General features: G+C 67.0%; 23 protein-coding genes. 6 read left to right on the top strand and 17 right to left on the bottom strand.

Annotated features, from left to right (window positions below):
- Nucleotides 1-20: 20 nt before the first annotated feature.
- Nucleotides 21-1,721: a bifunctional protein-serine/threonine kinase/phosphatase gene (locus tag AC3WRC_RS05185; protein WP_492303133.1), complete on the top strand. Its 1,701-nt coding sequence runs from the start codon at nucleotides 21-23 to the stop codon at nucleotides 1,719-1,721.
- 140 nt (nucleotides 1,722-1,861) lie between these two features.
- Nucleotides 1,862-2,716 (top strand): outer membrane protein, encoded by an 855-nt coding sequence (locus AC3WRC_RS05180; protein WP_492303132.1) that lies wholly within the window; start codon nucleotides 1,862-1,864, stop codon nucleotides 2,714-2,716.
- A gap of 24 nt (nucleotides 2,717-2,740) precedes the next feature.
- Here AC3WRC_RS05180 and AC3WRC_RS05175 read toward each other — a convergent pair whose 3' ends face one another.
- Nucleotides 2,741-3,310, bottom strand: a complete 570-nt coding sequence (locus AC3WRC_RS05175) for a YqgE/AlgH family protein (RefSeq protein ID WP_316409329.1) — start codon at nucleotides 3,308-3,310, stop codon at nucleotides 2,741-2,743.
- Nucleotides 3,311-3,439: 129 nt separating this feature from the next.
- On the opposite strand from AC3WRC_RS05175, the gene AC3WRC_RS05170 reads away from it, so the two are divergent.
- Nucleotides 3,440-3,925 (top strand): peroxiredoxin, encoded by a 486-nt coding sequence (locus tag AC3WRC_RS05170; RefSeq protein ID WP_492303131.1) that lies wholly within the window; start codon nucleotides 3,440-3,442, stop codon nucleotides 3,923-3,925.
- 51 nt (nucleotides 3,926-3,976) lie between these two features.
- Nucleotides 3,977-4,405: a very short patch repair endonuclease gene (locus tag AC3WRC_RS05165; protein ID WP_492303130.1), complete on the top strand. Its 429-nt coding sequence runs from the start codon at nucleotides 3,977-3,979 to the stop codon at nucleotides 4,403-4,405.
- Here AC3WRC_RS05165 and AC3WRC_RS05160 read toward each other — a convergent pair.
- The 5 genes from AC3WRC_RS05160 to AC3WRC_RS05140 all read right to left on the bottom strand — a co-directional run bounded on the left by AC3WRC_RS05160 (nucleotide 4,381) and on the right by AC3WRC_RS05140 (nucleotide 9,035).
- Nucleotides 4,381-6,267: an ATP-binding protein gene (locus AC3WRC_RS05160; RefSeq protein WP_492303129.1), complete on the bottom strand. Its 1,887-nt coding sequence runs from the start codon at nucleotides 6,265-6,267 to the stop codon at nucleotides 4,381-4,383. The two genes, AC3WRC_RS05165 and AC3WRC_RS05160, sit on opposite strands and share 25 nt — an antisense overlap.
- Nucleotides 6,268-6,337: 70 nt before the next feature.
- The gene (locus AC3WRC_RS05155; RefSeq protein ID WP_492303128.1) at nucleotides 6,338-7,384 is read right to left on the bottom strand and encodes a quinone-dependent dihydroorotate dehydrogenase; all 1,047 of its coding nucleotides are present in this window, start codon (nucleotides 7,382-7,384) and stop codon (nucleotides 6,338-6,340) included.
- Entirely contained in the window at nucleotides 7,381-7,725 is a 345-nt protein-coding gene (locus AC3WRC_RS05150; RefSeq protein WP_492303127.1) for a DUF952 domain-containing protein, read from the bottom strand. The genes AC3WRC_RS05155 and AC3WRC_RS05150 overlap by 4 nt, the downstream gene beginning before the upstream one ends.
- A complete protein-coding gene (locus AC3WRC_RS05145; RefSeq protein ID WP_492303126.1) occupies nucleotides 7,722-8,231 on the bottom strand; it encodes a SixA phosphatase family protein in 510 nt (169 codons plus the stop codon). Before AC3WRC_RS05145 ends, AC3WRC_RS05150 begins: the two co-directional genes overlap by 4 nt.
- Before the next feature lie 60 nt (nucleotides 8,232-8,291).
- Nucleotides 8,292-9,035 carry a methyltransferase domain-containing protein gene (locus AC3WRC_RS05140; protein WP_492303125.1) on the bottom strand — a complete coding sequence of 248 codons (744 nt, stop codon included), beginning with the start codon at nucleotides 9,033-9,035 and terminating at the stop codon, nucleotides 8,292-8,294.
- Nucleotides 9,036-9,081: 46 nt separating this feature from the next.
- Between AC3WRC_RS05140 and gloB the strand changes: the two genes are divergently transcribed.
- Nucleotides 9,082-9,810, top strand: a complete 729-nt coding sequence (gloB, locus tag AC3WRC_RS05135) for a hydroxyacylglutathione hydrolase (protein WP_492303124.1) — start codon at nucleotides 9,082-9,084, stop codon at nucleotides 9,808-9,810.
- On the opposite strand, the gene AC3WRC_RS05130 is transcribed toward gloB, so the two are convergent.
- From AC3WRC_RS05130 to AC3WRC_RS05100, 7 genes are all read right to left on the bottom strand, one after another.
- A complete protein-coding gene (locus AC3WRC_RS05130) occupies nucleotides 9,807-10,523 on the bottom strand; it encodes a DUF4908 domain-containing protein (RefSeq protein ID WP_241004851.1) in 717 nt (238 codons plus the stop codon). The genes gloB and AC3WRC_RS05130 overlap by 4 nt on opposite strands.
- A gap of 100 nt (nucleotides 10,524-10,623) precedes the next feature.
- Nucleotides 10,624-11,349, bottom strand: a complete 726-nt coding sequence (gene phbB, locus AC3WRC_RS05125; RefSeq protein WP_066549787.1) for an acetoacetyl-CoA reductase — start codon at nucleotides 11,347-11,349, stop codon at nucleotides 10,624-10,626.
- Nucleotides 11,350-11,492: 143 nt separating this feature from the next.
- Nucleotides 11,493-12,554, bottom strand: a complete 1,062-nt coding sequence (locus AC3WRC_RS05120) for an NAD(P)-dependent alcohol dehydrogenase (protein ID WP_055754012.1) — start codon at nucleotides 12,552-12,554, stop codon at nucleotides 11,493-11,495.
- A 76-nt stretch (nucleotides 12,555-12,630) separates the two neighbouring features.
- Nucleotides 12,631-13,380 (bottom strand): DUF72 domain-containing protein, encoded by a 750-nt coding sequence (locus AC3WRC_RS05115; protein WP_055754013.1) that lies wholly within the window; start codon nucleotides 13,378-13,380, stop codon nucleotides 12,631-12,633.
- Entirely contained in the window at nucleotides 13,377-13,697 is a 321-nt protein-coding gene (locus AC3WRC_RS05110; RefSeq protein ID WP_066549794.1) for a type II toxin-antitoxin system RelE/ParE family toxin, read from the bottom strand. Before AC3WRC_RS05110 ends, AC3WRC_RS05115 begins: the two co-directional genes overlap by 4 nt.
- 1 nt (nucleotide 13,698) lies before the next feature.
- Nucleotides 13,699-13,959 (bottom strand): type II toxin-antitoxin system ParD family antitoxin, encoded by a 261-nt coding sequence (locus AC3WRC_RS05105; protein ID WP_055754014.1) that lies wholly within the window; start codon nucleotides 13,957-13,959, stop codon nucleotides 13,699-13,701.
- Between the two features lie 54 nt (nucleotides 13,960-14,013).
- A complete protein-coding gene (locus AC3WRC_RS05100) occupies nucleotides 14,014-15,582 on the bottom strand; it encodes an ATP-binding protein (RefSeq protein WP_492303123.1) in 1,569 nt (522 codons plus the stop codon).
- A gap of 112 nt (nucleotides 15,583-15,694) precedes the next feature.
- Between AC3WRC_RS05100 and AC3WRC_RS05095 the strand changes: the two genes are divergently transcribed.
- Nucleotides 15,695-16,432, top strand: a complete 738-nt coding sequence (locus tag AC3WRC_RS05095) for a hypothetical protein (RefSeq protein ID WP_492303122.1) — start codon at nucleotides 15,695-15,697, stop codon at nucleotides 16,430-16,432.
- Here the strand turns inward: AC3WRC_RS05095 and AC3WRC_RS05090 are convergent.
- From AC3WRC_RS05090 to AC3WRC_RS05075, 4 genes are all read right to left on the bottom strand, one after another.
- On the bottom strand, nucleotides 16,429-17,790 hold the full coding sequence (locus tag AC3WRC_RS05090) for a glutamate--cysteine ligase (protein WP_492303121.1): 1,362 nt from the start codon (nucleotides 17,788-17,790) through the stop codon (nucleotides 16,429-16,431). The two genes, AC3WRC_RS05095 and AC3WRC_RS05090, sit on opposite strands and share 4 nt — an antisense overlap.
- A gap of 135 nt (nucleotides 17,791-17,925) precedes the next feature.
- Nucleotides 17,926-18,645 carry a 16S rRNA (uracil(1498)-N(3))-methyltransferase gene (locus tag AC3WRC_RS05085; protein ID WP_492303120.1) on the bottom strand — a complete coding sequence of 240 codons (720 nt, stop codon included), beginning with the start codon at nucleotides 18,643-18,645 and terminating at the stop codon, nucleotides 17,926-17,928.
- Between the two features lie 81 nt (nucleotides 18,646-18,726).
- Complete coding sequence (locus AC3WRC_RS05080) at nucleotides 18,727-19,059, bottom strand: GIY-YIG nuclease family protein (RefSeq protein WP_492303119.1); 333 nt, start codon at nucleotides 19,057-19,059, stop codon at nucleotides 18,727-18,729.
- Between the two features lie 108 nt (nucleotides 19,060-19,167).
- Nucleotides 19,168-20,331 carry an acyl-CoA dehydrogenase family protein gene (locus AC3WRC_RS05075; protein WP_492303466.1) on the bottom strand — a complete coding sequence of 388 codons (1,164 nt, stop codon included), beginning with the start codon at nucleotides 20,329-20,331 and terminating at the stop codon, nucleotides 19,168-19,170.
- Between the last annotated feature and the right edge of the window lie 107 nt (nucleotides 20,332-20,438).

Here is a 20,438-nt window from a genome sequence, read left to right as displayed (position 1 = left end):
TTTCGACGACAGTTGCGCCCATGACCGACGCCAGACTGGAGATCGCCGCCGGCTTTGCGACCTTGCAGGGGCCCAAGGCGGATAATCAGGATTTTGGCGGCGTCCATATCGGCACGGCGGCCGAGCAGCGCGAGCATGGGGTGGTGGCGGTGATCGCCGACGGGGTGTCGGGATCGAAGGCCGGGCGGATGGCGGCGGAGCTGACGACGCGCAGCTTCATCGACGGCTATCTGGATCAGAATCCGCTGAACGGCATTGCCGCCAACGGCATCAAGGCGCTGCGAGGCTTCAATCGTTGGCTCCATTCACGCGGGCGGATCGATCCGGCCATGGAGGGAGCGGCGACCACCTTCACGGCCCTGATCCTGCGCGGGCGCGAGGCGACGGCGCTTCATGTGGGGGACAGCCGGGCCTGGCATTTCCGCGACGGGGTGCTGACGCGGCTGACGGAAGATCACACGCGGGCCCAGCAAGGGTTGAGCCATGTGCTGTACCGCGCCGTCGGCATCGAGGCGGATGTGAAGCTGGACGTCCGTCAAGTGCGGCTGGAGCCGCACGACCGGCTGCTGCTGACCACCGACGGGGTGCATGGGGTTCTGGCCGATGCGGTGATCGCGGGCCTGTTGGGACGGCGCAGTTCGCCCGATGCGGACGCCAAGGCGATCTTGGCCGAGGTGGAGGCGGCGGGCGCCCGCGACAACGCCACCGCCATCGTCATCGACGTGGTCCGCACCGGTGCGCCCGACTGGGAGGCGATCACGGCCGAGGCGGAAGGCTTGGCCATCCTGCCGCCGCCCGCCGTGGGCGATAATGTCGATGGGTTCGCGCTTCAGCGGATCGTGGCGGACGGGCGCTATACGACCCTGTTCCTGGCGAGGGACACTTTGGGCGACGCAGGCGCGGTGGTGCTGAAGTTCCCCAAGCCCGCCGTGGTGTCCGAGCGCGGGGCGCGCACCGCCTTCCTGCGCGAGGCCTTTATCGGGCGGCGCATCGACAGCCCCTTCGTCGGCAAGGTGCTGAGCCTGGATGCGGGCCGTCAGAGCCGCCTCTATATCGCCCAGCCCTTCCATGCCGGACAGACCCTGCATGCGCGGTTGGCGCAGGAAGGGCCGTTCGAGATCGCCGACGGGATCGGCGTCGCGCTGCGCCTGTCGCGCGCCGTGTCGGCCCTGCACCGGGCGGGAGTGACGCACCGCGACATCAAGCCGGACAATGTGATCCTGGAGACACAGGGCGGGCTGAAACTGGTCGACCTGGGCGTCGCGCGATTGCGGCTGGCCGAGGAGTTCGCCGAGGCCGAGGCGCCGGGCACCGCCGGCTACAAGGCGCCGGAAATGTATGCGGGCGAGAGCGGCGACGCCGCCACGGATCAGTTCGCCCTGGGGGTGACGCTGTACCGGCTGTTCACCCGCACCTATCCGTGGGGCGAGGTGGATCCGGCCGATGCGCCGCGCTTCGACCGGGCGCCCGCGCCGCCGACGCGACACCGGCCGGATATGCCCGCCTGGCTGGAGGCGGCCATCATGCGCGCCGTCGCCGTCGATCCGAACGAGCGGTTCGAGGATGTGGAGGAACTGATCCATGTGCTGGAAACCGGCAGCGCCGTCGCCGCCCCGCCGCCGCGTCAACTGTCCCTGATCGAGCGCGATCCGGTGCGGTTCTGGCAGGCGGTCAGCCTGGTCCTGCTGATCGCTTTTCTGGTGTCGATGGCGACGCGCTAGGGCGGCCTACGTTCAACCTAAGCCTTTGGATGTGCGACATTTGGCGATGGGAACTCGAGGGAACCTGTGGCCGCCTTCGGCTTTTGTGACGGCGAGCGGGGATGTCGCGCCCGCACTTTCGGCACGAAAGCCTCCCCCAAATGATCAAGACCCTCGCTTCCAGCGCCCTGGCCCTGGCCATGGTTTCCACCCCCGCCCTGGCCCAGTCCGTCGCCCCCGACTGGTCCGGCCCCTACATCGGCATCTTCGGCGGCTACAACCAGTCGAACGACGACGGTGACGAGATCCTGCGCTTCGACCGCAATCTGGACGGCAACTACGGCGACCAGGTCACCACTGCGCCTGTCGCCCCCGCCACCGTCGGAACCAACGCCTTCAGCCCCGGCTTCTGCGGCGGCATGGCCACAAGCACCGTTCCCACCACGGGCTGCCGTGACGACAACGACGGTGTCGAAGCGGGCGTTCGCGCCGGTTACGACATGCAGTTCGGCAACTTCGTCGTCGGCGCCCTGGCCGAATACAGCGTTAATAATGTCCAGGATTCAGTGACCGGCTTCTCGACGACCCCGGCCTTCTACACCTTCACGCGCGAGCTGCAGAGCACGGCGGCCGCGCGCCTGAAGCTGGGCTATGCGGTCGGCCCGGCGCTGATCTACGGCACCGGCGGTTACGCCTATGGCAAGTTCGAAAACCGTTTCCGCACGTCCAACCTGGCCAACAGCTTCACCGAAACCAGCGAAGGCGATGACGGCGACGGCTGGCAGGCCGGCGGCGGCGTGGAATACGCCCTGGGCCGCGGCCTGACGGTCAGCGGCGAATACCTCTACACCTCGCTGGACGTCGACAGCCCGGTGATCCGCGTCGGCAATACCGGCACGACCCCGGCGACCAACCCGTTCATCCTGGCGCCGAACACCACGGGCACGGACATGGTGCGCGGCAACGGTCGCTTCGGAACCCACATGTTCCGCATCGGCATGAACTACCGCTTCTAAGCCTCAAGGCGGGGCGGTCTGGCCTCAGGCCCGGCCGCCCCGGCTCGACAGCATGGCCGCGTTCACGCCCAACTGGGCGAGGGCGCGCGTCCATTTCGACGTGTGTTCGCCGTCGAAGATCAGATCCAGATCGGCGTCGGCGGTCAGCCAGACGTTGTCGGCCAGCTCTTCCTCCAACTGCCCCTCGCCCCAGCCGGCGTAGCCCAGCAGAAGGGCCGAGCGGCGCGGACCGGCGATCTCGTCGGTCATGGCGGCCAGCGCTTCGCGCGTCCCGGTCATCGCCAGACCGTCGCCGAAGGCCAGGGTGTCGTCGCCGACCGTCCAGTCGTCGGTATGCAGCACGAAGCCGCGCTCGCGCTCGACCGGTCCGCCCATCAGGACCGCGCGACCGATGGATTGATCGGGCGCCGGCGCGTCCAGCTTGTCCAGAACCGTCTTCAGATCCACGCCCGGCGCCGGACGATCCAGCCGCAGGCCCATGGCGTGATCAGGCCCGTGGGCGCAGATCAGGATGACGGCGTGTTCGAACCGGGCGTCGTCGATCCCGGGCATGGCGACCAGCAGTCGGCCGGTCAGGGTGGAGGCTTGGCTCATGATCCTGGCATCATCCGTCCGGAAAGCGGCGCAAGCAAGCCGAACCGGCGCTTGCGGTGTCGCCCGTGGTGTCTATGTGTCGCACACGGCCGTTCAAACGCGCCGGCCTTAAACCTCAGCGAGACAGACATGACCATTCAGATCGGCGATCGCATCCCGAACGCAACCCTCGCCCAAGCGACCGCCGAGGGCCCCAAGCCCGTCAGCACCGACGACATCTTCGCCGGCAAGACCGTGGCCCTGTTCGCCGTGCCCGGCGCCTTCACCCCCACCTGCTCGGCGCGCCACTTGCCGGGCTTCAAGGATCACCTGGCCGACATCCAGGGCAAGGGCGTCGATACGGTCGCCTGCATCTCGGTCAACGACGCCTTCGTCATGAAGGCCTGGGCTGAAAGCCAGGGCATCACCGACGACAGCATCGTCATGCTGGCCGACGGCAACGGCGAACTGACCCGCGCCCTGGGTCTGGTGCTGGACGGTTCGGGCTTCGGTCTGGGAGAGCGTTCGCAGCGCTATTCGATGCTGGTCAGGGACGGCGTGGTCGAGCAGCTGAACATCGAGCAGGGCGGCGAGTTCAAAGTGTCGTCCGCCGAGCATCTGCTGGCGCAGCTCTGATGCTTGTCGATCCAGGCTATCGCTTCGCTGCTTGAGCCCGGATCGACGTTGATGACGGATGTGTTCAGCCCCGAGAAGCGCAGCGCCGTGATGCGTCGCGTGAAGGGGTGGGATACATCGCCGGAACTGGCCGTGCGCAGGATCCTGCGTTCGGCCGGGCTCGGCTATCGGCTGGGCGGCATGGGTCTGCCGGGCCGCCCGGATGTGGTGATGAAGGGCCGCAAGGTCGCCCTCTTCGTCCACGGCTGCTTCTGGCACGGGCACGATTGCACCCGTGGAGCACGCCAGCCCAAGACCAACGCCGATTACTGGATCGCCAAGATCAGCCGAAACCGCGTGCGCGACGCCGCCGCTGTTCAGGCGCTGGAGGCGTCAGGCTGGCGCGTGGTCGTCGTCTGGGAATGCGAGATGAAACAGCCTGATTTCGCCGCGCGCTTTGTCGCGCGCGTCCGGGGTCAGGCGGCCTCGGTCGCGGCCTGAGCGGCGGTGTCGTTCAGGACGTGCTGCAAGGCGCCGATCAGGGCGGGCGGCGTCAGGGGCTTGGAGACGAAATAGGCCATGCCGGCCGCCTGACAGGCCGCGACGTCCTCGGGCGCTGTGTCGGCGGTGACGGCGACGACCGGGGTGGCGGCGTTGGGTCCGCCGCCGGCGCGCAGGCGACGCGTCGTCTCGCGCCCGTCCAGCTCGGGCATCCGGACATCCATGAAGATGACGTCGAACACCGCCTCCTGACAGCGTTCCAGCGCGATCATGCCGTCGGCGGCGGTCGTGATCTCGCAGCCCAGCGGCTGGAGGATCAGCTGCACCGCGCGGCGGTTGATGTCGTGATCGTCCACGACCAGCAGGCGCAGCGGCTGGTCTTCGGCCTCGTCGACGACCGCAGGGGTCGCGACGACCGGCTCGGGCTGAGGCGCGGACGAAGGAGCGACGGATGCGGGCTGAGGCGTGGGCGCGAATGAGGGCGTCAGCGAGCGGGCGATGTCCAGACGGCTTTCATCGACAACCTCGACGATCTGCGCCGCCTCGTCGCCGCGCGGCAGGATCAGCGAGACGGTGAAGCGCGAGCCCTGACCCGGCGCGCTGCGCACGGTCAATCGGCCGCCCATCAGATCGATCAGATTGCGGCTGATCGCCAGCCCCAGGCCAGAGCCGCCGTAGCGGGCAGAGACGCCCTCGGCGGTCTGGTCGAACGGGGTGAACAGGCGCGCCAGCTGATCGGTCGTCATACCCGGACCCGTGTCCGAGATCTCGAACAGCAGGGCGTAGCCCGACGGCTCCTCGGGCCACGCCTTGACCCGCAGGGTGATCTGGCCCTGCTCGGTGAACTTCATGGCGTTGGACATCAGGTTGTTCAGCACCTGGCGGATGCGCATCACGTCGCCCTTGACGTGGCGCGGCATGGCCGAGGCGCCTTCGATGCGCAGCTTCAGCCCCTTGGCGTCGGCGACGCCGCGCCACAGCATCAGGGTCTGGGCCAGCATTTGCCGCAGGTCGAAATCCTTGGCCTCGACCGTCATCCGCCCGGCGCCGATCCGGGTGTGGTCCAGCAGGTCGTCCAGCAGGGCCTTCATCATCAGGCCGGCGTCGGTGATCAGATTGGCGCTGTTGCGCGACTGGGCGTCGGGCGTACGCAGCTCTGCGGCGCCGGCCAGGATCGCGCCGATCGGGGTGCGCAGGTCATGGCCGATGGCGGCCAGGAAGGTGGTGTGGTCGGCCAGGCTGCGCTCGGCCTTGAGGCGGGATTCCTCAGCCAGGGCATGGGCGCGAATGACGGTGACGCTGGCCTCGACCATGCGTTGGCCGGTGATGGCGACATAGAAGGTGAACAGCACCACGGCCGCAGCGGCCGACATGACCAGCGGGCCGGGCGCATTCAGTTCATAGACGAAGAAGGGGGTCGCCAGAAGGAAGCCGACCTGGGGCGTTAGGCCGGCGATCATCACCGCCTGGCATCGGGTGGCGTTCACGATCGCCGTCAGCATGACCGCGGTCAGCATCAGCACCGCGCAGACACCGCCGACCGCGCCGCCGATCCACCAGAGGACCAGGGAAAGCGAGGAGAAGACCGTCGAATTGGCGAAGACGACGGCCAGGATCGCCAGTTTGCGGCCCGTGGACAGCGCGTCGGGACTTTTCAGGATCGGTCGATAGACGACCACCTCCATGGCCTGGACCGCCATATACAGGACGACCCAGCCCAAGGTGAAACGCACCCCGACCATCGGGGTCACGACCAGGGCGATCGCCGCCGCCGCCACGAGCCGTTGCACCGCGGCGCCCGAGCGTTGGCGAACGGCGGCGGTCCAGCTGCTTTCAGCGATATCGACAGCGGTCGATTTCATTCAGGCTCTCGAATGACGAACGCAGGTCGCTCGCATCGATCACCCTAGACGTATCGACACTAACGCTCCGTCAACGGGGGGCGCCGACCGCGTCTGTTACTGCGGAAAAACCGTCGGCGCGCAGGCGGGCGGCCAGGTCACGCTTGATGCGGGTGACCAGGCCGGGCCCCTCGTAGATCAGGGCGGAATAGATCTGGACCGCCGATGCGCCAAGGCGAATGCGGGCATAGGCCTCGGCGCCGCTGTCGATGCCGCCGACGGCGATCAGGGGCAGGCGGCCGTTCGCCGCCTCGGCCGCCGCGCGCAGGGCCTTTTCCGCGAAGGGACGGATGGGCGTGCCGGACAGGCCGCCGGTCTCGTGGGCGTCCGGTGAGCGCAGGGTCTCGGGCCGCTCCAGCGTGGTATTGGACACGATCAGGCCGTCGATCCGGTGGGCCAGCGACGCCTCGACGATCATGCCGATCTCGTCGGCGATCAGGTCGGGCGCGATCTTCAGAAAGACCGGCACGCGGTCGGGGCCGATTGTGGGTCGGGCGGCGTCGATGCGGGCCAACAGGTCGTCCAACTGTTCGCGACCCTGAAGCGCGCGCAGGCCCGGCGTATTGGGCGAGGAGATATTGACGGTGAAATAGGAAGCGCGGCCGGCGAGGCGTTGCAGGCCGGCGACATAGTCAGCCGCCTTGTCCTCGGTGTCCTTGTTGGCCCCCAGATTGGCGCCGACGACGACGCCCGTCGGGCGCTGGTTCAGCCGCTCCGCGAAGGCGTCGAGCCCGGCGTTGTTGAACCCCATCCGGTTGATGATGGCCCGGTCCTCGCTGAGGCGGAACAGGCGGGGCTTGGGATTGCCGGGCTGAGGCCGGGGCGTGACCGAGCCGCATTCGACGAAGCCGAAGCCGAGGCGCGACAAGCCGCGCAAGGCCTCGCCGTTCTTGTCCAGACCCGCCGCCAGACCGACCGGATTGGGCAGGTCCAGCCCCGCCAGCTGTGTTCTCAGGATCGGGTCGTCCGCAGGCGGGGTCGGCAAAGGGGCCAGCGCCAGCCCCTTGATCGCCAACTGGTGCGCCTGCTCCGGATCGAGCCGACGCAGCAAGGCTGCCCCAAAGTCGGTCAGGCTCACGGATTGTCCTCGAACGCCATCTCGCCGTCGGCCGTGACCGAGAAGGCGCGCGAGGCCGTCACGGCGACGACGGGCAGGGGGGCATAGAGATGCGGAAACAGATCGCCGCCGCGCGACGGCTCCCAGATCAGGTCGTCGCCGAACCGGCTGAGATCGACCGTCAGCAGCAGCAGGTCACCGCGCCCGGCGAAGTGCCGTCGCGCGGTCTCGGCCAGTTGCGCCGCTGTCGACATGTGGATGTAGCCGTCGGCCAGATCGACCGGCGCGCCGTCATAGCGGCCCTCGGCGACGGCGGCGCGCCATTCGGCGGCGTCGACGATCTTGTAGGCGATGTCGCTCATGCCGAGGGCGCGCCCAGGGACCGCGGCGTCAGGAAGCCTTCGTAGGTGCAGCGCCCCGCGACATCGACGCTGAACAGGGCGGCGGCGCCGGTCGGGAAGCCAGCCGACAGCTTGTCCACCACGGCCGGCGAGGCGGCGCTTTCGATCAGATATTCGGCGGCCAGCACGTGGATGCCCGGATTGTGGGCCAGGATCAGCAGGCAGCACGCCTCGTCCTCGCTGGCCTCGACGAAGCGGCGGATCACGTCGGAGGGAGCGTTGTAGAGGGCGTCTTCATCGCGGACTTCCACATCGCCGAAGGCGTCGTGCATCTGCTCCCAGGTCTGGCGGGTGCGCACGGCGGTGGACACCAGGGCCAGCTCCGGCTTCAGCCCCCGCTCGGCCAGGGCGCGCCCCATCAGCAGAGCCTCGGCGCGGCCGGCGGCGGACAGGGGGCGGGCTTCGTCGCCGCCAGAGGGGGCGGAGGCTTCGGCCTGGGCGTGCCGCATCAGGATCAGTCGGTGCATGGCCTTCGCCATAAGGCGGTTTCGCCCGCCCCGCCAGATGGGGCGACGGTCAACTCCCCGTCAGTCGCGATGTTCGCCCCGCGAAGAGACGGAGGCTGCCGGCTGGGGCGCCAGGACGGGGGCGGCGACGAGCTGCGCATGGCCGCTGGGGCGGATGCGGGCGTAGCTTTGGCGCGAGGCTTCCAGCAGGATCAGCCCGGCGGTTCCGGGAAAGACCCGGCGCCCGACCTGTTCAAACCCTTCGGCCAGCGGCAGCATCGGTCCCCAGGGCGGGACATAAAGCGTCTGGGACCAGGCCATCGGCTCCAGCCCGACATCACGCACCAACCGCTCCAGCTGGCGCCGGGTGAAGGGTCGGCCATGACCAAAGGGGGTGTTGTCCGCCCGCGCCCACAGGCCGCCGCGCGCCGCCGCCGCCAGGATGATGCGCCCGGTCGGCGAAAGCGCGCGCACCGCTTCCAGCAGCAGGGCGGCGGGGTCGTCGGCCTCTTCCAGGGCGTGGACCAGCAGGATGCGGTCGAACGCTCCGGCGGGGAAGGGCAGGCGGCGATCATCCACCAGCAGGGTGCGGTTGCGACCGACCGTCGGCCAATGCTCGACGCCTTGCCCGCCCGGCATGGCGGCGACGACGCGTCGCGCGCCGACGAAGGCGTCCAGCCAAGGGGTGGCGTAACCGACGCCCAGCACGTCGCAGTCGGCCGCCTCGCCCCAGGCGTCGTCCAGCCGTCGCGCCACCAGCCGTCGCGCCAGCGCCCCGGTCGGCTCGCCGTAGAAGGTTCGAAGCTCGTCGATGCTGCGCCGCATGGCCCCACTATAGGCCTGTCGGCGGCCCTGCTGCTAGGATGGGCGCATGACCCTGGATGTGCATCTGTTTCCCTGCCGCAGCGACAACTACGGCTTTCTGATCCGCGATGCGGCGACCGGCGTGGTCGCGGCGGTCGATACGCCCGATGCGGCGCGCATTGTGCAGGAGCTTGAAAGCCTGGGCTGGGGCCGGCTGGACCTGATCCTGAACACCCACTGGCACCCCGATCACACAGAGGGCAACGCGCGGCTCAAGGCCGACTGGGCTTGCGAAATCGTCGGGCCGGAAGAGGTGCGAAAGGTCGCACCGCTGGACCGGGTGATGGCTGACGGCGATGTGGTGATGGTGGGCGAGACGCGGTTCGAGGTCACCGAAACGCCGGGTCACACCCTCGGCCATGTGGTGTTTCATGCGCCGGCGGACGGCTTGGCCTTTACCGGCGACACCCTGTTCGCCTTGGGCTGCGGTCGGTTGTTCGAGGGCACGCCCGAGCAGATGTTCGACAGCCTGCAGCGGCTGAAGGCCTGGCCCGACCAGACCGTGATCTGGTGTGCGCACGAATATACGGCGTCGAACGCCCGCTTCACCCTGAGCCTGGACGACCGGCCCGAGACCGCCGCCCATGCCGAGGCGATCTTCGCGGCGCGCGCGCGGGGCGAACCGACCGTGCCGACGACGCTGGGGGTGGAGAAGAGGTTCAACCCGTTCCTGACCGCCACGGATGCGGATCAGTTCGCCGAGCGCCGGGCGGCCAAGGACAGCTTCCAGGGCTAGCGGTTCAGGGCGTCCCCGCCCACGACCCGCACGATCCGGGCGGACGACGGGCGGCCGGCGATGCCGGCGTCGGCGTCGATGACGATCCGCAGCGTTCCCTGGACCAGGCTGACGCCGGGACGCCCCTGATCCGACACCACGACGCGGCGCACCCGCTCGACCTGGGCGCGCAAGTTCGACGAACGCGCCATGCGCACTATGGCGTCGCTGGCGGCCGAGACGGTGTCCGCGGCGACCTGTTCCGAGCCGGGCTGAATGTCCACGTCGATGACGATCAGCCGGCCCATCGCCGTGCTGGCGCGGTAGCTCTGGCGCATGAAATATTCGACAAGCTGCGCGCCCGTCATGGCCGCGCTGGCCAGGCCCTGCGCCTCGCCGACGCGCGAGGCGGGCGAGCCTTGGGGCGTCGCGGTCGTATACAAGGTCACGGCGCCGTCGGGCGTGACGCGCAGTACCTGATCGCCGTTGTCGTTGCGATAGATGATGTCGCCGCGCGGGGCGGGCGTGGGCCGCAAGACCCACACTTCGGTCGACCGTTCCAGCCGCATCAGAGGCCGCGATCCGGAGGTGTCGAGAATGAAGCCCTGGCCGCTGCTGCTGACGTAACGAGCTGTCGGCGGCACGGTGCGGCGCGACTGGGCCTGGCTTTCGGATGGGACGACCACAGGCGCGACGACGCCCACGCCGATGACCGCGATGGCGGCGACCGCCATCGCGGTCACGCGTGGCGATTTTTTCGCCCTGACCGATCCCAACAACTTCATGACAGACTTGATGAAACCCGCGCGCGGCGGATTTTGGGCGAAGCCCGCCTCAACCCACCAGGTACTGACCGCCGTTCAGCGACAGTGTGCAGCCTGTGACATATCCGGCACGCTCGCCCACCAGCCAGGACACCATGTCGGCGATCTCTTCGCCCTTGCCCAGGCGGCCGACGGGAATGTGGCTGATGATGCCTTCCAGCACCTTGGGGTCCATGGCGCCAACCATTTCGGTGTCGATATAGCCGGGCGCGATGCAGTTCACGGTCACGCCCTTGCGTGCATTCTCCAGCGCCAGCGCCTTGGTGAAGCCGATCATCCCGGCCTTGGCGGCGGAGTAATTGGTCTGGCCGATCTGACCCTTCTGACCGTTGATCGAGGAAATGTTGACGATGCGCCCGTGGCCCCGGTCGCGCATGCCGTTGATGACCTGGCGCGTCATGTTGAAGACGCTGTCCATGTTGACGCGGATCACGTCGGACCACTGGTCGTGGCTCATCTTGTGGAAGAAGCCGTCGCGGGTGATGCCGGCGTTGTTGACCAGGATATCGATGGGGCCGAGCTGATCCTCGACCTCCTTCACCGCGCGGGCGCAGTCGTCGAAGCTGCCGACGTTGCCCTTGACCACCATGACGTCCAGCGCGTCGGCGATGGCCCTGGCCGCCTCGTCGTTGCCGGAATAGCCGGCGGCGACCTTGAAGCCGTCCTCGTGAAGGCGCTGAACGATCGCCTTGCCGATGCCCCGGGTCCCGCCCGTCACGAAAGCTACGCGCGCCATATCGTCTCCTGTCCCTGTACAGACCCTTAGAAGGCCTTGTCGGAGTTCAGGATTAACGTGCGAGCGCTATCGCGCAAGGCGAGAATCTGACGCGACGGAAGTTTCATGCCTCCGTCGCGTTTCGTTGATCTTCGTCCCGGCGATCAGGCGGCAAGCTTTTCCATATCGATGACGAAGCGATAGCGGACGTCGGATTTCAGCATCCGCTCATAGGCGTCGTTGATCTGGTCCGGGGCGATGGTCTCGATGTCGCAGGCGATGCCGTGCTCGGCGCAGAAGTCGAGCATTTCCTGCGTCTCCTTGATGCCGCCGATCAGCGAGCCGGCGATGCGACGGCGACGCCACAGCAGCGGCAGGGCGAAGACCGGCAGGCCCTCGGTCGTTAGGCCCAGCATGATCATGGTGCCGTCGCGGGCCAGCAACTGAATGTGGCTGGCGATCTCGTGCGTGGCCGAGACGGTGTTGATGATCAGGTCGAACTTCTCGGCGGCCGCCTTCATCGCATCCTTGTCGGAGTTGATCAGGAAGTGTTTGGCGCCCATCCGCTCGGCGTCGGCCTTCTTGCGGTCCGAGGTGGACAGGACGGTGACTTCCGCCCCCATCGCCGCCGCCAGCTTTACGGCCATATGGCCCAGGCCGCCCAGGCCGATGACCGCGACCTTGGAACCGGGTCCCACGCCCCATTCCTTCAGCGGCGAATAGGTGGTGATGCCGGCGCACAGCAGGGGGGCGGCGACATCCAGCGCCAGGCTGTCGGGAATGGACAGGACGAAATGCTGATCGACGGTGATGTGGTCGGAATAGCCGCCCTGGGTGATGGCTTCCGACGTGCCACCCTTCTTGTCCTTGCCGCCGTAGGTGCCGGTGAAGCCGGGGATGCAATATTGTTCGACGCCTTCCTGGCAGGAGGCGCACTCGCGGCAGCTGTCGACCATGCAGCCGACGCCGACGCGGTCGCCTTCCTTGAAGCGGGTGACGTTCGATCCAACCGCCTTGACCACGCCCGCGATCTCGTGACCCGGCACCAGGGGGAAGGCCGTGCCGCCGGTCTCGCCGCGCGCGGCGTGCAGGTCGGAGTGGCAGACGCCGCAATATTTGATGTCGATCAGCACATCGTCCGGACCCGGATCACGGCGCTCGAAGCTGTAGGGCGTCAGCGGCTTGTCGGCGGCGGTCGCGGCGAAGGCGCGTGTGGCGATCGGCATGGAAAAAGTCCTTCAGGCTTTGCAGGAAGCCGGCCTCAGATGAGAGGGCGGCCGCGGGTCCGCAAGCGTACGACCGCTATTTCAGCTTGGCGATCAGCGCCTGAGCCGCCGCAGGGTTCCGCACCTTCGCGCCCGAGATGAAATAGGCGAAGACCTCGCCCCGTTTCGCCCAGGCCCTGGCCTGATCCGCCACCGCACCCAGCTCGGTCGCCGTCATGCCGGTCGGCTCGTCCTCGCGGCTGGACATCAGCCGGGCGTAGCTGAAATCGGCGGTCGCCTCGTCGATCTGGGGCCAGGTCGGCTCCTCGTCATCGACCGCATAGACGATGGCCGCGCCGTATTTGCGGGCCAGGTCATAGAATTGTTCGGTGGCGAAGGTCGGGTTGCGAACCTCCAGCGCGTGCCGCAGCCGCACTCCGTCTTTCTCCCTGGGCAACAGCTTCAGGAATCCCTCGAAGTCCTCGGCATCGAACTTCTTCGTGCCCATGAACTGCCAGTTGATCGGGCCCAGCTTGTCGCCCAGTTCGGTCAGGCCCTGGCTCAGAAACTTGTCGAAGCTTTCGGCGCCGTCGGACAGCACCTTGCGATTGGTGCAGTAGCGGCTGGCCTTGACCGAGAAGACGAAGCCGTCCGGCGTCTCGTCGCGCCATTTCTTCCAGCTGTCGGGCTTGAAGGTCGAATAATAGGTGCCGTTGATCTCGATCGAGGTCAGTTTCGACGCCGCATATTCCAGCTCCCGCTTCTGAACCAGGCCCTCCGGATAGAAGACCCCCCGCCACGGCTCAAACGTCCAGCCGCCGATGCCGACATGGATGGAGTGGGTCATGGCTCGTCTCCGGCTTCGCGGTCTCGGATGGGATCGGCTGTCCAGTCCTCTCGCGTATGGCGGATGCGGAGCACCAGAACGCCCTGATCGTCGATGGCATAGACGATGACGTGCGCCTTGTAAGGATGAACTCGCACAGGCGGCGCGGTCTCTGCTCTTTCCCGGTTCGACTTGGGATAGGTCGCGATGAGATCGAGCGCGTGGTGAAGAGCGGCGACGTAGGCGTCAGCCTGGCTCAATCCAAACATCTCGACGCTCTGTCGAAAGATCGCACGCATATCGGTTCGCGCGGCCTTGGATACCCGCAGCTTGGCCAAGTCAGCCTGCCTTGCGAGTCGTTTCGGCCAGATATTCGGCGCGAACCTCTTCGAAAATTTCTCGTGGCGTTTGGTCGCTGATGCCTGATGCATAGGCTTCGTCGATCAACCTTTGCATGTTGGCGATCTTCTCGGCCTTGACCTGCTCGCGGCGGATCAGGTCGCGCACCACGTCCGACGTGTTGGCGTAGCGCCCGGATTTCGCCTGTTCCTCGACCCAGGCCTTCATCGGACCGGGCAGGGAGATGTTCATCGTCGCCATGGTCGGCCTCCTCCTGACGAGAATGGGCGCATGGCAAACTTTGTCAACGTCCGATCAAGGGGCGGTCGCCTGGATGCCGGCCAGCAGGCTGGCGGCAGTGATGGGCTTGGGGACGTGCAGGTCGGCGCCGGCGTCGCGCGCCTGGTCGCGGTGCTCGCTCATGGCGTTGGCGCTGAGCATGATGATCGGCGTGCGGGCCTGATCGGGACGGGCGGCCTCGATCTGGCGAATGGCGCGGGTGGCGGTCAGGCCGTCCATGCCCGGCATCTGCATGTCCATCAGGATCAGGTCGAAGGTTTCGGACTGGAGAGCGGCCAGGGCCTGTTCGCCATCCGCGACGGTGACGACCTGCATGGCATGGGCCGCCAGGATCAACTGAACGACGCGCTGATTGACCGGGTGATCCTCGGCCAGCAGCACGCGCAGCGGCGCCAGGGGGCGGTCGGCTTCGGCCGCACGCGCGCGTCGTTGTGCATCGTGTTCGGTCAGGGATGCGGCGCGCGTCAGGGGGATCTCGACGGTGAACCTGCTGCCGACGCCCGGCGTGGATGCGGCGGAAATCCGCCCGCCCATCAGTTCGACCAGCGAACGACAGATCGACAGGCCCAGGCCCGTGCCGCCGAACCGGCGCGTGATGGTGCTGTCCGCCTGGCTGAACCGATCGAACAGACGGGCCGCGTGGTCGGAAGAAAAGCCGACGCCCGTATCCTCAACTCGCAGCGTCAGCTGGGTCAGGCCGTCGGAATCCTCGTCCACCGCGATGGCCACGGCGACGGAGCCCTGATGGGTGAACTTGATGGCGTTGGACAGCAGATTGTCGAGCACCTGACGGATGCGGGTGCTGTCGCCGACAAACATGCCGCGCGCATCGGCGTCGCGGCGGATGTCGAAAGTCAGTCCCTTGGCTTCGGCCTTCAAACGCATGACGTCCAGCGGGGCGGCGACGGCCTCGTCCAGATCGAAGGGCCGGCTTTCCAGGTCCAGATGCCCGGCCTCGATCTTGGACACATCCAGAATGTCGGACACCAGCCGTTCCAGCGTTACGCCGGAGCTTGCGATAAGGGCCACCATCTCAGCCTGCTCGGGCGTCAACTCGGTGCGCGACAGGGCGTCGACGATCCCGATCACGCCGTTCAAGGGCGTGCGGATTTCGTGGCTCATATTGGCCAGGAACTCGGACTTCGCGGCATTGGCGGCCTCGGCGGCGGCGGTCGCTTCGCGCAGGGCCTGCTCTGCCGCGACCTTTTCGGTCACGTCGCGGGCGATGCCATAGATGCGGTCGCCCTGACGATGGGCGCGCCATTCGACGGTGACGTAATGACCGGCCTTGTGGCGATAGCGGTTGACCTGACCCAGGACTGGATCGCCCGGCCGCCGGTTTTCGACCTCGACGATGCTCTGGCGGGTGGCGGCATGGTCGTCCGGGTGGATCAGCCGCAACAGGCCTTGGCCCTCGATCTCGTCGGGGCGATAGCCCAGCATGGTGAACCAAGAGGCGCTGGCCTTGACCACGCGCCCATCCAGCTCGCGCACCACCAGCAGATCCAGCGACACATCGAAGAAGGTGTCCAGATCGACATCGGCTGTGGGGAAGGCTAGGGCCGCAACGGGCGAACAGGTCATTGCGCACTCTCTCAAACTCAAACCCATGTTACGGCGCATCCGTTAAGCTCGCCTTTGCAGCGACGCGAAACGAACCGATGGCGTCGTGCGCCGTCTCGGCTAGGATCGGCGCATGATCTTGCTCCTCGCCGCGATCGCCATGCTCCAATCCCCGCCATCAGGGGACGGGATTGAACCCCTGACCCTGACCAAAGATCGGGCCTGCACGGACGACGGGACTCAGTGCGTCGGTCTGACGCAGCAGACGCGTGACGGCGAGCCGGTCTTCACCCCGATCGTTAGTGCGCCCGACGCCCTGCCGGCCGCGCCGCAAGGGGCGTCGGGCGAGGTGGAAAATTACAAGCCATGGAATGGCCTGATCAGGCTGTCGGACGGCGGGTTTCTGGCCGGGGTCGAGATGGAGAGCCGCAGCATGTATTCCGGCGGCGGCGGACAGGCGACGGAACTGCGGCTCTATCGGCTGGATGCCGACGGCGAGGCCGGCGCCGCCCTGGTGCTGACCGTGCCGATCCAGGGTTCGCTGATGATCCGCGCCTGTTTCAGCGAGCAGGACATGACCCAGCGAGCCGGCGCATGCCACGACGAATACGGTTTCGCTGCGACCCTGACCGCGAGCGACGCGGCGGATGCGATGCCGGTCCTGACCTATGAGACGACCGCCACGGCCTATCCGCGCGGCGCCTCGCGATCCGAGGACTCGCTGGAGAAGCCGCCGCTGAAGCCAGCCGACCTGGTCACCGCGCGCGATCCGAAATGCAGCTTTACCCGCCAGTTCACTTTCAACGCCAAGGCCGGCGAATACCAGCCGGACAGCCCGCTGCCCGACTGCTCGGACTACACCGTCCCTTAGTAGGCGAAGTCGGCGTAGATGCGCTTCACGTCGCCCTGCCAGGCGCCGTGATACAGGTCCAGCAGGCGCTCAGCCGGGGTGACGCCGCTGTCGGCGATGTCTTCCAGTTCCGACAGATAGCCGCGCTCGTCCACCATGCCGCCCGAGAATTTGGCGCGATTCTTTAGGCCCTGTTTGGCGATGTTCACCAGGTTGACGGCGATGTCGCGCACCGATCGGCCCGCCACCTCGGCCTTCAGACCCAGGCGCGTCACGTCGCGGCGCAGGCGTTCGTGGTCGGCGATGTCCCAGTCCTTGACCAGGTCCCAGGCCGCCGCCAGCGATGGGGCGTCGTACAGGATCCCGGCCCACAGGGCGGGCAGGGCGCAGATCCGGCTCCACGGGCCGCCGTCGGCGCCGCGCATCTCCAGATAGGCCTTCAACCGCACCTCGGGGAAGAGGGTGGTCAGGTGGTCGTTCCAGTCCTTCAGGGTCGGATATTGGCCGGGCAGGGCGGGCAGTTTGCCGGCCTGGAAATCGCGGAACGACTGGCCCGAGGCGTCGACATAATGGCCGTCGCGCTTGGCGAAATACATCGGCGTGTCCAGCGCATAATCGGCGTAGCGCTCGAAGCCGAACCCTTCCTCGAACACGAAGCCCAGCATGCCGGTGCGGTCGGCGTCGGTGTCGGTCCAGACATTGGCCCGCGCCGACAGGAAGCCGTTGGGGCGGCCCTCGGTGAACGGCGAGCAGGCGAACAGGGCGGTGGCGATGGGTTGCAGCGCCAGCGAGGTGCGGAACTTCATCACCATGTCGGCTTCGGAATCGAAGTCGAGATTGGCCTGGATGGTGCAGGTGCGCAGCATCATGTCCAGTCCCAGGGTCCCGACCTTGGGCATATAGGCGCGCATGATGTCGTAGCGGCCCTTGGGCATGACCGGCACTTGTTCACGGGTCCACAGCGGGTCGAAACCGGCGCCCAGGAAGCCGACGCCGATCTGGTCGGCGACCTGCTTGACCTCCATCAGGTGCTGGCCGGTCTCGTTGCAGATGTCGTGGATGGTCAGAAGCGGCGCGCCCGACAGTTCGAACTGACCGCCCGGCTCCAGGCTGACGGAGGCGACGAAGCCTTCGCTGTTCCTTCGCTCCAGTCCGATCAGAAAGCCGTTTTCCTCGACGGGCGACCAGCCGAAGCGTTGCAGACCCTCCAGCATGGCCTTGATGCCGTTCGGGCCGTCATAGGCGGGCCGGGCCAGGGTGGTCTTGTCGAAGCCGAACTTCTCGTGCTCGGCGCCGATGCGCCACTGGTCCTTGGGCTTGATCCCCTTGGACATGGCCTCAATGAGGTCGGTCCGGGTCAGCGGCGCGTTGTCGGTCATGCGTCAGTCCCCTGCGGGCGCATCGTAAGCGACCGTGTGTCGCGGCTAGATGGGCAAGATTGCGGCAAGGCTCAAGAGGGCTTTCGTCTTTCCCTGACGCTCGTCGCGCGTCGGCTCGCTGCCTGAGGGGCGGACTTATCGTTCCCAATCACCGACGGCCGCCTGCCACAGGGTCATGGCGGCGATGGCGGCGGTGTCGGCGCGCAGGATGCGCGGGCCCAGCGACACGGCGGTGGTGAAGGGCAGGGACCGCAGCCGCTCGCCTTCTTCCGGCGAGAATCCGCCCTCCGGCCCGATCAGGATGGACCAGGGGCCTTCGCCTGCGTCGCGCAGGGACGAGACGGCGGGCGCCCCGCCCGTCTCGTCGCAGAACATCAGCCGGCGTCCGGTTTCCCAGCCGTCCAGCAGGGCGTCCAGCTTGATCGGATCATCGACGGCGGGCACGTCCATCCGCCCGGTCTGTTCGGCGGCTTCCTCGGCGATGGCGTCCAGCCGGTCCAGGCGGATGCGGTCGGCGTTGGTGCGTTTTGTCAGAACCAGCCGCACCCGGCGCGCGCCCAGCTCGGCGGCCTTCTCCACAATGGTCTCGACGCGCGCCTTCTTCACCACCGCCACGATCAGTTCCAGGTCGGGACCGAAGGTCTGGGGTCGCACCTGTTCCTCGGCGCGCAGGATCACGCCCTTCTTCAGCACTTCCGCGACCGTGCAGCGCCACTCCCCGTCGCGCCCGTTGAACACCAACAGATCGTCCCCGGCCTTCAGCCGCATGACCTGGGTCAAATAGCGGGACTGGTCCAGCGTGGGCGCGACGGGGGCGGCGGAGGCAAGGGACTGAGTGACGTGAAGGCGGATCATGGCTCTACATGACGCTTGGGCAATCACTTGTCATCCCGGCCGTAGCGAAGCGAAGAGCCGGGACGGGGCGGGGCTTTATAGTCATCCAAGCCCGGTCGGCGCAGCCGAGCCGGGCTCACCTTTCGCACGCACCTCGCCATAGAGGTCCAGCCAGCGTGGATTGTCTTTCTCGATCAATGCGAACTTCCAATCTCGCAACCATCGCTTGATGCGTTTCTCACGAAGGATCGCCTGGTCGATGTATTGGTGGGTTTCGTACCAGACCAGTTGGTCGATGCCGCGTTCCGCGGTGTAGCCCGGAACCATCCCCGACTTATGCTCGGCGACCCGGCGCACGATGTCGTTGGCGACGCCGACGTAAAGATAGCCGCACGGGCCGCTGGCGAGCAGATAGACATAGAAGTTTTTGACCATGACGGCGTCTCCCGGCTCAACCCTTGCGGGTTGTCCGGGAGCGGTCAAGGCGAATGGCTTGCGTCCCCGATCTTCGCTGCGCTTCGTCGGGGATGACAATAGGAGGTCTTACAGCGTCCGCGCGATCAGCAGCTTCATGATCTCGTTCGTGCCGCCGTAGATGCGCTGGACGCGGGCGTCCTTGTACAGTTGGGCGATCGGATATTCGTTCATGTAGCCGTAACCGCCGTGCAACTGCAGCATCTCGTCGATGGTCTCGCCCTGGATGTCGGTGACCCAGTATTTGGCCATGGAGGCGGTGGCGGCGTCGAGTTTGCCCTGCAGATGCAGGCCGATGCAGTGGTCGGTGAAGACCTTGGCGACGGTCAGCTTGGTCTTGACCTCGGCGAGTTTGAACTGGGTATTCTGGAAGTCGATGACGCGTTTGCCGAACGCCTTGCGCTCCTTGACGTAGGCCAGCGTCGCCTCAAAGCCGCGCTCGGCGGCGGCGACGCCCTGGACGGCGATGTTCAGCCGCTCTTGGGGCAGCTGCTGCATCAGTTGGACGAAGCCCTGGCCTTCCGTCCCGCCGATGATGTTGTCGCCGGGCACCTTCACGTCGTTGAAGAACAGCTCGGAGGTGTCGTTGGCCTCCATGCCGATCTTGTGCAGGTTGCGACCACGCTCGAACCCTTCCGCGCCATCGGTCTCGACTACGATCAGCGAGGTGCCCTTGGCGCCCTCGGTCGGATCGGTCTTGGCGACCACGATCAGGAAGTTGGCCAGCTGGCCGTTGGTGATGAAGGTCTTGGAGCCGTTGACGACATAGCCGTTGCCCGACTTGACCGCCGTGGTCTTGACGCCTTGCAGGTCCGAGCCCGCGCCCGGTTCGGTCATGGCGATGGCGCCGACCAGTTCGCCCGATTGCAGGCGCGGCAGCCAGCGCTGCTTCTGCTCCTCGGTGCCGTAATGCCAGATGTAGGGCATGACGATCGCATTGTGCAGCGAAATGCCGAAGTGGTCCGCGCCCTTCCAGCCCAGTTGACGCATCAAGACGACCTCGTGCCGATAGTCGCCGCCGAAACCGCCGTCCTCTTCCGGTAGAGACAGGCCCAGCAGACCCGCCTCGCCCGCGTCGTTCCACAGCTGGCGCGGCACCGAGGAGTCGGCGATCCATTGCTGCACCTTCTCAAGCGGCGCGTGCTCGTCGATCCATTTGCCGACGCTGTCGGAGAAGAGAGTGATCTCTTCTTCACGCATGAAATCGGGATCGGGGCTGCCCAGTACGTTCATCATCATGTCTCCTTCCCACTCCGTGGGGAGGGGGACCGCGAAGCGGTGGAGGGGCTCTCTGTCCACCGCTGGGTTTCAGGAATGAGCGACGGAAAGAGCCCCTCCGT

The organism is Brevundimonas sp. EU05-FHT14B07 (assembly GCF_058790795.1).
The sequence above is the reverse complement of the archived record's forward strand: the minus strand, read 5'-3'. Positions and strand labels throughout refer to the sequence as shown.